Raw genomic sequence first — 12186 nt, 5'->3', positions numbered from 1 at the left:
TAGTGTTGCTTTCAGGTCAGCTCTCGGGTATGCTGCCGGCCCGCGGCCGAACCCGACTATGATGGCAGTGGCACTGCTGCCGCATGGCAGGCCCGCTCCTCAACAGTAGCACCCACATAACAAGATTTCCATGATGCTCACGCACTTGCAGCCTGCCGAAAACGGCGCGTTTCCCGCGCCCAGCAGCGCCGATGTCGCCATGATTTCGGGCATGCGGCTGCTGCTGGCCGTGACTGCCCTGCTGACCCTGTTCGTCAACCCGGGTGACATGGGCGTGCCTGGCCACCTGACCTGGTCGGTGATGGCGCTGTACGTGGTGCACAGCGTGGTGCTGTTCCTGCTGGCCCATTTTGAGCAGCCTTTTTCGCATGGCCAGCTGATTTACTGGCTCGACGTGGTCTGGTCCTTCCTGATCGTGCTGTGCACTGGCGGCGGCGACAGTTATTTTTTTCCGTTTTTCTTTTTTGCCATCCTGACCTCGTCGTTCCAGCACGGCCTGGCGCTGGGCGCGCGCATCACCCTGGCCTCGTCGCTGCTGCTGGCGGCCGGCGCACTGACGGGCGGCCCGGTGAACCTGCCGTTCCTGCTGCTGCGCGTGACCTTCGTCATGGCGCTGGGCTACATGATCGCCTACTGGGGTGGCCTGGGCCTGCTGCAGAAGCGCCGCCTGGCGTTGTTGCACGATGTCAGCCAGCAATCGAATCCCCGCTTCGGGGTCGACCATACGCTCGACACGATCCTGGAAAAGATGCGCCGCTTTTTCCAGGCCGACAGCTGCATCCTGATCATGCATGAGGCCGGCGAACAGTGGCTGCTGCGCACGGCGACTCCTGGCGCCGCGCCGCGCAGCACGGTGATGGGCGCCGCCGGCGTGGCGCCATTGATGGCGTTTGACGCGGGCCAGAGCTTGTTGTTCGCGCCCTCGCTGCGCGCGCGCCTGGGCCTGGCGGCCTGCCTGCAAGGCGTCGACCGCGATGGCGCGCACTGGCAGGCGCTCGACAAGCAGCTTGGCGCCGGCCTGGCCGAACTGCTCGATGGCAGCTCCTTCATCAGCGTGCCGTTGCCGCTGCGCAAAGGCGAGGGGCGCATCTACCTTTGTGCGACGCGCCAGCGCTATGCGCGCGCTGACGCCCGCTTCCTGCTGCAGATCGTGGCCCAGGTGTTTCCAATGATAGAAAATATCGAACTGGTCGACCGCCTGGCCTCCGGCGCGGCCTACCGCGAGCGGCAAAAAATCGCGCGTGACCTGCATGACACGACCATCCAGCCGTATATCGGTTTGCGGCACGGCCTGAGCGCGCTGCGCAACAGCGCCACGCCAGACAATCCGCTGGTGGGTGAACTCGACAAGCTGATCGACATGAGCGGCCAGGTGATCGGCGACTTGCGCCAGATGGCGCAGTCGCTGCGTACCGGCGCGGCGCCCGAAGAGGCCGAGCTGCTGCTGGCCCTGAAGCGCCAGGCGGCGCAGATCCAGAAATTCTTCGGCGTCGACATCGTCATCGTGGTCGACGGCGTGCTGGCGCTCAGCGACCGCCTGGCGGCCGAAGTGTTCCAGATCGTCAATGAGGGCATGAGCAATATGCGCAAGCACACCACCACGCGCAGCGGCCGCATCACCTTGGCCAGCCGCGACGGCATGCTGACCATCGTGATGGAAAACGAGCGCCAGGACGCTACCGCTCACTTTACGCCGATGTCGATCACGGAGCGGGCAATGGCCCTGGGCGGCAGCGTGCAGGTGGACGGCAGCGCCGGGATAACGAAAGTGTCGGTGGCAATTCCTGTATAAGGAACAGGCAACAAGGAGAAAATCATGGAACAGGAAACGCTCTTGCAGGACAGCGCCATCCGCGTGATGCTGGTCGACGATCACAAGACCATGCTGTGGGGACTGGAAAAGCTGCTGGCCGGCGCCCAGCCGGCCATGCGCGTGGTCGGCTGCGCCGGCGATATCGACGCCGCGCTGGCGATGGCGGCGCAGCTGCGCCCGGACGTGGCCTTGCTCGATATCGACCTCGGCGGCGTCAGCTCGGTCGATTTCCTGCCGGCGCTGCTGGCCGGCGGCGCCGCGCGCGCCCTGATGTTCAGCGGCACGCGCGACCAGGATGAATTGTGCCGCGCGGTGCGCAACGGCGCGCGCGGCGTGGTGGGCAAGGAAGCCTCGGCCGAACAGCTGATCGCGGCCATTGCGCGCGTGCATTGCGGTGAAATGTGCCTGGAGCCGGCCCTGTTCGAACGCATGCTGGGCGCCATGACGCGGCCGGCGCCGGTTGCCGTGCAAGACCCGCAGGCGGCCAGGATTGCGGCGCAGATCGCCTCGCTGACGGCGAAGGAACGCAAGATCATTGCCATGATGGCCGAGGGCAATGGCGCACTGAACAAGACCATCGCCCAGCGCGCCTTTATTTCAGAGCAGACCTTGCGCAACCACCTGACGACGATCTACCAGAAACTCGACGTCGCCAACCGGCTGGAACTGTATGTGTACGCAGGCAAACATGGCCTCGACAAGCCGGTTGTCTGAACATCAAGGACAAATGTACTGGCATGAAAAGTCCTTTTGTACTGCCCATAAAGTACTTTTGTCTGATGTAAATCAAGCGGTCCATCTATAAGATACCTACATCAGCACTCGGAAACAAACACACCGGGTCAGCCAGACTGTTGGAAAGTCACAGGAGCGTAAAACATGCTCCGCCGGCAACGCTGAAGATGGTGAAATGCCAGTTCGCATGAGCCGCCATCTGCAAGGGTCCATAAAATTGATCCAATTCCTGCATGTATTAGCAAAAAACTCTCTTGTTAAACTTACTCTGAATGGATCTATCATGAACTTCATCAAAAATTTCATCGCCGAAGAAGATGGTGTCACCGCAATCGAATACGCACTGATCGCCGCCCTGGTAACCGCCGTGCTGGTGACCGCTGTCGGTTTCGTCACCGGTGGCCTGACCACCGTCTTCACCCGCATCGGCAACCTGCTGAAATAAGTTCGCCAGCTGCACCGCGCCTGACGGCGCGCAAACAGTGGTCCGGCCAGCCTCTTTGGCACCGGGCCATTTTTGTATGCCTTTCCCTTTTACTGGACAAGCCATGCCCGCTCCCCTCCCTTCCTGCCTGCCGCTGGCGGCCTTGTGCTGCCTGCTCTCGCTTGCTATCTGGCACGATGTGCGCAGCCGCCGCATTCCGAACTGGCTGGTGTTCGGCGCCGCGCTGCTGGGCGTCGCCAGCAACGCCTTGCCGTTGCCGGGCGCGCTGGGCGCGTGGCAGGCAGCAGGCGGCTGGACGCTGGGCCTGGCCTTGCTGATGCCCATGTATGCCGTGAAAACCCTGGGTGCGGGCGACGTCAAGCTGATGGCCGCCATCGGCGCCTTCATCGGTCCGCAAGCCGTGCTTGGCGCGATGCTGGCCAGCCTGCTGGCCGGCGGCGTGCTGGCGCTGGCGGTCAGCGCGTATCACGGCACCCTGGTGCAGATGACCAGCAACAGCTATCACCTGATGTTGAGCAGCCTGATGCGCGGCGTGACGGGCCAGCGGCCCGATATCGACGCGCCGGCCGCACCCAGCGGCAAGCTGCCGTATGCGATCGCGATTGCCGCCGGCACCGTGCTGTACCTGGCGCTGGCGTCGATCGGCGTGCTGCCGGAGCTGTTTTGAACGCCATGCCTGATGCCGGCACGGGCGCCCCTGCCACGCTGCGCGCGCCGCGCACGGTCGACGAGACCGGCCTGCCTTTTCTGTTTTTGTCCGAACTGCTGGCCAAGATCCTGTTCCAGCGCGGCCAGTTGCCGCTGCCTGAACTGTCCAACCACAGCAAGCTGGGACCCGGCGTGATCGAGCCGCTGATCGCCTTTTTGCGCCAGGAAAAACTGCTGGAAGTGAGCCGGCGTGGTGGCAGCGGGCTGGACGCCGACCTGCATTATCAATTGACCGACAGTGGCCGCCAGCACGCCATGGCCTGCCTGGCGCGCAACGCCTACGCCGGCGCCTGCCCGGTCACCCTGGCCGCCTACAATGCGCAGGTGGCGGCGCAAAGCCTGGCCGGCACGCCCGTCACGCGCGAGGCGCTGCTGCGCCATTTCGATGGCGTGGTGGTCGATCCGCGCGTACTGGCCCAGCTGGGCGCCGCCGTTAATTCCGGCCGCGCGATGTTGCTGCACGGCGCCGCCGGCAGCGGCAAGAGCTTCCTGGCCGAACGCCTGGCCGGCTTGCTCGACGGCGGCATCGCGCTGCCCTACGCCATCATGGTCGACGGCGAAGTACTGCCGATTCACGACCCCTTGCTGCACCGTCCGCTGGTGGAAGCGGCGCCAGCGGCCAGCGGCCTGCCGCAGGATGCGCGCTGGGTGCGCGGCCTGCGCCGGCCGACCGTATTGACCGGTGGCGAGCTGACCCTGGAGATGCTTGACTTGCGTTTCGATAGCGTGACCAGGCTGTATCGCACGCCCCAGCACCTGAAGGCCAACAACGGCATTTTCATCATTGACGACCTGGGGCGGCAGCGTTGTTCGCCGCTGGAACTGATGAACCGGTGGATCGTTCCGATGGACCGTGCATCGGACTTTCTGTCATTGCATAATGGACATACCTTCCAGGTGCCTTTCGACGTGCTGGTGGTGTTTTCCTCGAACTTCTTGCCCGAGCGCCTGTCTGATGCAGCTTTCCTGCGCCGGCTCGGCTACAAGATCGAAGTACCGGCCCTGAATGAGGCCCGTTACGAACAGGTATTTCGCCAGGCATGTGGCGTGTACGGGATTCCATTCGACGCCGCCGGGTTTGCCGCGCTCTTGCTGCGCCATGCGCAGCAGCGCGTGCCCTTGCTGGCCTGCCATCCGCGCGACCTGCTGCGCCAGGTGCGCGACCTGGCCCGCTACGAAGGCGCCGCGCCGGTGCTCGACGAGGCCGTGCTGGAGTGGGCCTGGAATAATTATTTTGCCAGCGAGATGCGCCGTGCAGGCCCGCTGGAGGATCAGCCGCAAGCGCAGCCGCAGCAGCGGCGCGCTGCCACCACGTTGATGAAGTCGGAGGAAAACAGATGAGAAATACGCGTGCCCTGATCATGTTGCTGCTGGCCCTGGTGCTGGCCGGCGCAGCCGTGCTGGTGGCGGCCCGCTGGATGGGCGGCCAGAGCACCACCGCCGGCAAGAAGCTGGTGGTGGCGGCGGCCGAGATCGGCGTCGGCGTGAAGATCACGCCCGAGATGCTGCGCCTGATCGACTGGCCGGCCAGCGAACTGCCGCCCGGTGCGGCCAGCGACGGCAAGCCGCTCGAAGGGCGTATCACGCGCACCAATATCAGCCTGGGCGAGCCTGTACTGGAAAGCAAGCTGGCGCCGCCGGGCGCCACCGGCGGCCTGTCGTCGATCGTTGCCGACGGCAAGCGCGCCATGACGGTGCGCGTCAATGACGTGGTCGGCGTGGCCGGTTTTGCCTTGCCCGGCAATTTCGTCGACATCCTGGTCAATACCGACGACAGCGCCAAGGGCGGTGGCGGCGGCCAGGCGATTTCCAAGATCGTGCTCGAACGCATACTGGTGCTGGCCGTGGCGCAAGAGTCCAGCCGCGACGACAACAAGCCCAAAGTGGTCAACGCCGTGACCCTGGAACTGACGCCCGACCAGGTGGAAAAACTGGACCTGGCGCGCAGCGTGGGCACCCTGTCGCTGGTGCTGCGCAACCAGGTCGATCCGGCGCCCGTGAATACCACCGGCGCCACCAAGGCCACCTTGCTCGGCTTGCCGCCACCAGCGCCGGTGGCCGAGTTGCCGGCCCCGGCAGCGGCCGCCGCACCGCGTGCGCCACGAGCGCCGCGCCCGCCGGTGCAGGCCGCACCGGCCGGCGACAGCGTCAAGGTGATCAAGGGCATGGACACCAGCGTTCAGCAATTTTAAAAATATTCCAGGGACAATCGATGAGCTTATTTTTACGTTTTGCAGGGCCGGTTTGCATCAGCTTGCTGGTGGCCGCTGGCGCGCACGCAGCCGAGGCGCCGCTGGCGCTGGGCGCCGACATTCCCCGCCTGGGCGCACCGATCCGCATCGCGGTCGGCAAGTCGACCTTGCGCAGCCTGAGCCGGCCGGTGTCGCAGATCGCCGTCAACGACCCGAAAGTGGCGGGCGCGCGCATGCTGGGCAGTGCCAGCGAACTGTATGTCTGGGGCGTGGCGCCGGGCAGCACCAATCTGATTTTATGGGACAAGCAGCAGCGCCCGGTGATTGTCGATATCGAAGTCGAGGTCGACGCCGACGGCTTGCAGGCCCAGCTGGCAGCTTCGTTCCCGCGTGAAACCGAGGTCAAGGCAGTGGCCGCCGGTGGCGCCATCGTGCTGTCGGGCATGGTCAGCGATACCGTCAAGGCCAGCCAGATCTTGTCGATGGCGCAGGCGTATGCGCAGCGTGGCGCTGGCGAAGCTTCCACGCCTGCGGCCGCCACGCCAGCGGCGGCTGGCGCGACGCCGGTTGCCGCAGCGCCAGCGGCAGCGAATGCGGGCGTCAAGGTCATCAATATGCTGTCGGTGGCGGCGCCGCAGCAGGTGATGCTGGAAGTAAAGATCGCCGAAGTATCGAAAACCCTGGTCGACCAGCTGGGCGCCAGCATCGGCGCGCGCGCCACCAGCGGCAACTGGACCTATACCCTGCTGTCGAACCTGCTCAGCGGCAACCCCGGCGTGGTCGACGGCTTCAATGGCAAGAACGGCAATTTCCTCACGCTTGACGCACAAAAGCGCGACGGCCTGGTGAAAGTGCTGGCTGAACCGAACATCATGGCCATCAGCGGCCAGGAAGCGAGCTTTCTGGCTGGCGGCAAGATCTTTATTCCGGTGGCGCAGGACAGCAGCAGCGGCACCAACAAGATCACGCTGGAAGAAAAAGAATTCGGCATCGCCGTCAAATTCACGCCGACCGTGCTCGAAGGCGGGCGCATCAATTTGAAAGTGGCGCCGGAAGTGTCGGAACTGAACCGCGAAGGCATCGGCATCACCGCCAGCGGCACCAGCGGCAGCGCGGTGTTGCCTGCGTTTACCACGCGCCGCGCCACCACCACGGTGCAGCTGTTCGATGGCCAGAGCTTTGCCGTCGGCGGCCTGATCAAGAACAACGTGACCACCAATATCAAGGCCTTGCCCTTCCTCGGCGAGCTCCCGGTGCTGGGCGCCCTGTTTCGCAGCAGCGACTTCCAGACTGACCGCACCGAACTGGTGTTCGTGATCACGCCGCACCTGGTCAAGCCTCTGGAAAGCAACTTCCCCTTGCCGACCGACGCCTATGTGGCGCCCAGCCGCGGCGAGTTCTTCCTGCAAGGGAAGATGGAAGGCAAGCCGCCGGCCCAGCCAGTTCAACCGGCCCAGCCTGCCAAATAGGAGAACCCCATGCAGCGACCTTTTTCGTTTCGCCTCGCCGCCTGCTTGCCGCTGATGCTGGCGCTGGCGCTGGCGGCCTGCGGCACCACGCCGCGACTGGACCGCCAGTTTGGCGCCAGCGTGGCCGTGCTGCGCGCGCAGCAAACCCTGCACGCGCAGGCCGGTCTCAATACGGATCCGGTGTCCGGCATCGATGGCCAGGCGGCCAGCGCCGCCTATGACAACTACCAGAAATCGTTCAGCGCGCCGGTACCGCAGCCGGCCGCCTTTACCATCGGCGTGGGCACGCGGCCCTAGCATACGGAATTCATCGTGAAAATAGCCATCATTTCCCGCGACGACAAGATCCTGGCCGAACTGGCCCGGCTGGTGCGCGCGCGCAATCCGGAGGACGAGGTCGAGGCCGGCGCCGGCCCGGTCGAGCAGTTGTATGCGGCGGCCCAGTTGCCGGACGTGCTGATCTTCGACCGGCCGTCGAATGACGGCGCGGACCTGGCCGCCATCGAGCGCCTGTCGAGCCTGTATCCGCGCATGGCCTTTATCGCCCTGTGCCCGCAGCACACGCCTGAATTTTTGCTGCAGGCGATGCGCGCCGGCGTGCGCGAAGTGCTGCCCTCGCCGGTGACAAGCCCCAGCCTGCAGGCGGCGCTGGAACGGATCGAAGAAAAGCTGGAGCGGCGCGACAACGGCAACGGCAAGGTGCTGGCATTCATTTCGTGCAAGGGCGGCAGCGGCGCGACCTTTATCGCCACTAACCTCGGCTATGCGCTGGCTGCGGGCGGCCACAAGCGCGTGCTGCTGATCGACATGAACCTGCACTTCGGCGACGCTTCGCTGTTCGTTTCCGAGCATAAACCGCTCGCCACCTTGTCGGACGTGGCGCACCAGATCCACCGGCTCGACCCGTCCTTCCTGGCCTCGAGTACCCTGTCGATCTTGCCCAACTACAGCGTGCTGGCCGCGCCGGAAGATCCGGCCCACGCCAGCGAAGTGCTGCCCGAACATATCGACGCCATCATCAAGCTGGCGCGCCGCCAGTACGACTTCATCGTGCTCGACGTGGGCCGCAACCTTGACGCCGTCAGCGTGCGCACGCTGGATCATGCCGACATGATCTTCCCGATCCTGCAAACCACCTTGCCGTATATCCGCGACGGCAAGCGCCTGCTGGGCATGTTCCGCTCGCTCGAATACGACAAGGATAAAGTGCACCTGATCGTCAACCGCCATGACAAGGGCGGCGAAATCCGCCTGCAGGACCTGGAGGCGGCCTACGGCACGGCGATCTACCGTACCGTGCCGAACCACTATGCGTCGGCTGCCGCCTCGGTCAACCAGGGCGTGCCCATCCTCAAGCTCGACCAGGCCAGCCCGATCACTCGTTCGCTGCGCGAGTTCGCTTCGGCCCTGTCGGGCCATGTGGAACCGGTGCGCAAAAGCTGGCTGGACCGGCTGCGCCAGCGCGACTGATCAATCAAGATAACCGTACAGGAACCCAAGCATGGCTACCACGCCTCTTTCCATCCGCGACCGTCTCGGTAGCGGCAAGATCGCCACTTTGACGCCGCAGCGCGCGCCGGCGATCGACAACCGCGGCTACCGCGACCTGAAACTGCGCATCCACGCGCTGCTGCTCGAACGCATCGACCTGGAAAGCATGCAGCGTTTGTCGCAGGATCAGATCCGCGACGAACTGCGCGGCCTGGTCGAGCGCCTGCTCGAAGAAGAAGCGGTGGTCATCAACGACACCGAGCGCAAGAACCTGACGCGCGATATCCAGAACGAGATGCTGGGCTTCGGTCCGCTGGAAACCTTGCTGTCCGACCCCAGCGTGTCGGACATCCTGGTCAACGGCCACAAGCAGGTGTATGTGGAGCGGCGCGGCAAGCTCGAATTGACCGACGTGGTGTTCAACGACGACGCGCATCTGATGAAGATCATCGACAAGATCGTGTCGCGGGTAGGGCGGCGCATCGATGAATCGAGCCCGATGGTCGACGCGCGCCTGCCCGACGGTTCGCGCGTGAACGCCATCATTCCGCCGCTGGCGCTGGACGGCCCGGTGATGTCGATCCGGCGTTTTTCGGTCGACCCGCTGCGCCTGGCCGACCTGGTCGCCTACAACAGCATGACGCCCGAAATGGCCGAAGTGCTGCAGGGGCTGGGCCGCGCAAAGATGAATATCCTGATCTCGGGCGGCACCGGTAGCGGCAAGACCACCATGCTCAATGTGATCTCCGGCTTTATCGGCCACACCGAGCGCGTCGTGACGGTGGAAGACGCGGCCGAGTTGCAGCTGCAGCAACCGCACGTGGTGCGCCTGGAAACGCGGCCGCCGAATATCGAAGGCAAGGGCGAAGTGAGCCAGCGCGCGCTGGTGAGAAATGCGCTGCGAATGCGGCCCGACCGCATCATCCTGGGCGAGGTGCGCGGCGCCGAAGCGCTCGACATGCTGGGCGCCATGAACACCGGCCACGAAGGCTCGATGGCGACCATCCACGCCAATACCCCGCGCGACGCCATCACGCGCCTTGAAAACATGATCAGCATGGCGGCGGCCAACCTGCCCAGCAAGGCCGTGCGCCAGCAGATCAGCTCGGCCGTGTCGGTAGTGGTGCAAGTGTCGCGCCTGATCGACGGCAAGCGCAAGGTCACCTCCATCATGGAAATCACCGGCATGGAAGGCGAGGTGATCACCATGCAGGAAATCTTCAGTTTCAAGCAGACCGGGGTGGGCGAGGGCGGCGCGGTGGTCGGACATTTTTCGGCCAGCGGCATTCGCCCGCGTTTCCTCGAACGCCTGAACAGCTTTGGCATCGGCGTATCGAGCGCCCTGTTCGAGCCGACCGGACGGTGATGCGCGCATGAACGATCTTTCCTACCTGGTGTATCTGCTGGTGTTCCTGGCCGTGATGCTGCTGTGCGGCGGCGTGTGGATGGCCTGGCAATCGGCGCGCGGCCCCGGCGCAGCGCGCGTGGCGCGCCGCTTGCGCGCCATGCAGACGGCCAGCGGCGAGAGCGAAAAAGCCGTCTCCATCACCAAGGACCGTCCGCTCAGCAACAATCCGGTTTTGCAGGGTTTGCTCGAGGACGTACCCGGCATCCTGCGCATCGACCAGTTGCTGCTGCAATCGGGTAAAACCTGGAACGTCGCCACCTTTCTGGGCTTGTCGCTGATGGGCTGGATGATCGGCCTGCTGCTGGCCAGCATATTGCCGCTGCCCTGGTATATCCGCCTGGGCCTGATGTTGGCCGCCACCGGCCTGCCGTATCTGATGGTGCAGCGGGCCAAGGCGAAGCGCCTGGTGCGCATCGAGCAACAGCTGCCCGATGCGCTCGACCTGATGAGCCGCGCCATGCGCGCCGGCCATGCGTTTCCCACCGCGCTGAAAATGGTCGGCGAAGAGATGACGGCGCCGCTGGCCGACGAATTTCGCATCGTCTTCGACGAAGTCAATTTCGGCGTGGCGATGGCCGACGCGCTGAACAACCTGGCCGCGCGCGTGCCCAGCACGGACTTGCGCTATTTCGTGATCGCCGTGCTGATCCAGCGCGAGACGGGCGGCAACCTGACCGAATTGCTGGGTAGCATCAGCGCGATTATCCGCGACCGTTTGAAACTGCTGGGCCAGGTGCGCGTGCTGTCGGCCGAAGGGCGCATGTCGGCCTGGGTGCTGGGCCTGCTGCCGTTCGGCGCGGCGCTGATGATGCACCTGATGAATCCGCAGTTCATCGAAGTGCTGTACACCGATTCGGGCGGCCGCAAGATGGTCGGCGCGGCGTTGGGACTGCTCACCATCGGCGTGCTGGTAATACGCAAGATTATCAATATCCGGGTCTGACATGAAAGGCATCACGCGATGAGTGGCATGAATGTGGCGCAGCTGGCTTTGCTGGGCTTGCTGTTCCTGATTGTTTTCGGCCTGGTGCTGCTGTTGCTGCGCCTGTTTGCCGGCAACCCGGTGCAGGAGCGCCTGGAAGCGCTCGACGGCGTCAAGGTCGATGTCGACCGCGGTCGCCACGCCAAGCGGCGCTGGGTGGCACGGGTGGTCAGCCTGACGCGCCCGCTGGCCAAGCTGTCGGTGCCGGAAGAGGGCTGGGAAAGTTCGCCCATTCGCAAGCGTTTCATCAACGCCGGCTGGCGCAGCCATTCGGCGCCGGCGCTGTTCTATGCGGCCAAGACGGGTTTGTTCCTGGGCTTGCCGCTGCTGGCGTATTTCACTTTGCATCATGGCAAGCACAATATGCTGCTGTGGCTGGTGTCGTCCGCCGCGCTCGGCTATTACCTGCCCAATCTGTGGCTGTCGCGCTGCCTGAAAGTGCGCCAGCGCGAAGTGTTCGAAACCTTTCCCGATGCGCTCGACCTGATGACGGTGTGCGTCGAGGCGGGCCTGGCGATGGATGCGGCGCTGGCGCGCGTGGCCCAGGAAATCGGCCTGAAAAGCACCATCCTGGCCGAAGAATTGCAGTTGGTGACCTTGGAACTGCGCGCCGGCAGCGCCAAGGACAAGGCCCTGCGCAACCTGGCGCTGCGCACCGGCGTCGAGGATGTCGATGCGCTGGTGACTCTGTTGATACAGGCCGAGCGCTTCGGCACCAGCATCGGCGCGTCCTTGCGCGTGCAATCGGATCAGCTGCGCACCAAGCGGCGCCAGCGGGCCGAAGAGACGGCCGCCAAGATCGCCTTGAAGCTGCTGTTTCCGTTGATCTTTTTTATCTTTCCGTCGCTCATGGTGGTACTGATGGGCCCGGCGTTCCTGCAGATTTACCGCGTGCTGCTGCCGGCCATGAATGGCAACTGACAGCATGAATCATTGATCATAA

At 64.5% G+C, this 12186-nt stretch carries 12 protein-coding genes; all 12 read left to right on the top strand.

What is annotated here, in order from left to right; translation table 11 throughout:
* The first annotated feature begins 130 nt into the window (after positions 1 to 130).
* The gene (locus AC0Z42_RS26860) at positions 131 to 1792 is read left to right on the top strand and encodes a sensor histidine kinase (RefSeq protein WP_485471124.1); all 1662 of its coding nucleotides are present in this window, start codon (positions 131 to 133) and stop codon (positions 1790 to 1792) included.
* Positions 1793 to 1816: 24 nt separating this feature from the next.
* Complete coding sequence (locus tag AC0Z42_RS26855; protein ID WP_485471123.1) at positions 1817 to 2527, top strand: response regulator; 711 nt, start codon at positions 1817 to 1819, stop codon at positions 2525 to 2527.
* Positions 2528 to 2831: 304 nt separating this feature from the next.
* Positions 2832 to 2993 (top strand): Flp family type IVb pilin, encoded by a 162-nt coding sequence (locus AC0Z42_RS26850; RefSeq protein WP_485471122.1) that lies wholly within the window; start codon positions 2832 to 2834, stop codon positions 2991 to 2993.
* Between the two features lie 103 nt (positions 2994 to 3096).
* On the top strand, positions 3097 to 3660 hold the full coding sequence (locus AC0Z42_RS26845; protein ID WP_485471121.1) for an A24 family peptidase: 564 nt from the start codon (positions 3097 to 3099) through the stop codon (positions 3658 to 3660).
* Positions 3661 to 3665: 5 nt separating this feature from the next.
* Positions 3666 to 5042 (top strand): P-loop NTPase and SpoVK domain-containing protein, encoded by a 1377-nt coding sequence (locus AC0Z42_RS26840; RefSeq protein ID WP_485471164.1) that lies wholly within the window; start codon positions 3666 to 3668, stop codon positions 5040 to 5042.
* The gene (gene cpaB, locus AC0Z42_RS26835; protein ID WP_485471120.1) at positions 5039 to 5893 is read left to right on the top strand and encodes a Flp pilus assembly protein CpaB; all 855 of its coding nucleotides are present in this window, start codon (positions 5039 to 5041) and stop codon (positions 5891 to 5893) included. Before AC0Z42_RS26840 ends, cpaB begins: the two co-directional genes overlap by 4 nt.
* A 20-nt stretch (positions 5894 to 5913) precedes the next feature.
* Complete coding sequence (locus AC0Z42_RS26830; RefSeq protein WP_485471119.1) at positions 5914 to 7362, top strand: type II and III secretion system protein family protein; 1449 nt, start codon at positions 5914 to 5916, stop codon at positions 7360 to 7362.
* Positions 7363 to 7371: 9 nt separating this feature from the next.
* Complete coding sequence (locus tag AC0Z42_RS26825; RefSeq protein WP_485471118.1) at positions 7372 to 7659, top strand: hypothetical protein; 288 nt, start codon at positions 7372 to 7374, stop codon at positions 7657 to 7659.
* Between the two features lie 15 nt (positions 7660 to 7674).
* Complete coding sequence (locus tag AC0Z42_RS26820; protein WP_485471117.1) at positions 7675 to 8832, top strand: CpaE/TadZ family protein; 1158 nt, start codon at positions 7675 to 7677, stop codon at positions 8830 to 8832.
* Between the two features lie 31 nt (positions 8833 to 8863).
* The gene (locus tag AC0Z42_RS26815) at positions 8864 to 10219 is read left to right on the top strand and encodes a TadA family conjugal transfer-associated ATPase (protein ID WP_485471116.1); all 1356 of its coding nucleotides are present in this window, start codon (positions 8864 to 8866) and stop codon (positions 10217 to 10219) included.
* A 7-nt stretch (positions 10220 to 10226) separates the two neighbouring features.
* On the top strand, positions 10227 to 11204 hold the full coding sequence (locus tag AC0Z42_RS26810) for a type II secretion system F family protein (protein ID WP_485471115.1): 978 nt from the start codon (positions 10227 to 10229) through the stop codon (positions 11202 to 11204).
* 18 nt (positions 11205 to 11222) lie between these two features.
* The gene (locus AC0Z42_RS26805; protein ID WP_485471114.1) at positions 11223 to 12164 is read left to right on the top strand and encodes a type II secretion system F family protein; all 942 of its coding nucleotides are present in this window, start codon (positions 11223 to 11225) and stop codon (positions 12162 to 12164) included.
* Positions 12165 to 12186 lie beyond the last annotated feature (22 nt).

The organism is Janthinobacterium sp. 1L-D-8-B-C4 (assembly GCF_057291295.1).
This window is presented reverse-complemented; position numbering and strand designations above follow the sequence as displayed.

Coding starts and splice junctions, on each gene's coding strand:
- AC0Z42_RS26860 (WP_485471124.1), top strand. CDS start 131: ATGATGCTCACGCACTTGCAGCCTGCCGAAAACGGCGCGTTTCCCGCG.
- AC0Z42_RS26855 (WP_485471123.1), top strand. CDS start 1,817: ATGGAACAGGAAACGCTCTTGCAGGACAGCGCCATCCGCGTGATGCTG.
- AC0Z42_RS26850 (WP_485471122.1), top strand. CDS start 2,832: ATGAACTTCATCAAAAATTTCATCGCCGAAGAAGATGGTGTCACCGCA.
- AC0Z42_RS26845 (WP_485471121.1), top strand. CDS start 3,097: ATGCCCGCTCCCCTCCCTTCCTGCCTGCCGCTGGCGGCCTTGTGCTGC.
- AC0Z42_RS26840 (WP_485471164.1), top strand. CDS start 3,666: ATGCCTGATGCCGGCACGGGCGCCCCTGCCACGCTGCGCGCGCCGCGC.
- cpaB (WP_485471120.1), top strand. CDS start 5,039: ATGAGAAATACGCGTGCCCTGATCATGTTGCTGCTGGCCCTGGTGCTG.
- AC0Z42_RS26830 (WP_485471119.1), top strand. CDS start 5,914: ATGAGCTTATTTTTACGTTTTGCAGGGCCGGTTTGCATCAGCTTGCTG.
- AC0Z42_RS26825 (WP_485471118.1), top strand. CDS start 7,372: ATGCAGCGACCTTTTTCGTTTCGCCTCGCCGCCTGCTTGCCGCTGATG.
- AC0Z42_RS26815 (WP_485471116.1), top strand. CDS start 8,864: ATGGCTACCACGCCTCTTTCCATCCGCGACCGTCTCGGTAGCGGCAAG.
- AC0Z42_RS26810 (WP_485471115.1), top strand. CDS start 10,227: ATGAACGATCTTTCCTACCTGGTGTATCTGCTGGTGTTCCTGGCCGTG.
- AC0Z42_RS26805 (WP_485471114.1), top strand. CDS start 11,223: ATGAGTGGCATGAATGTGGCGCAGCTGGCTTTGCTGGGCTTGCTGTTC.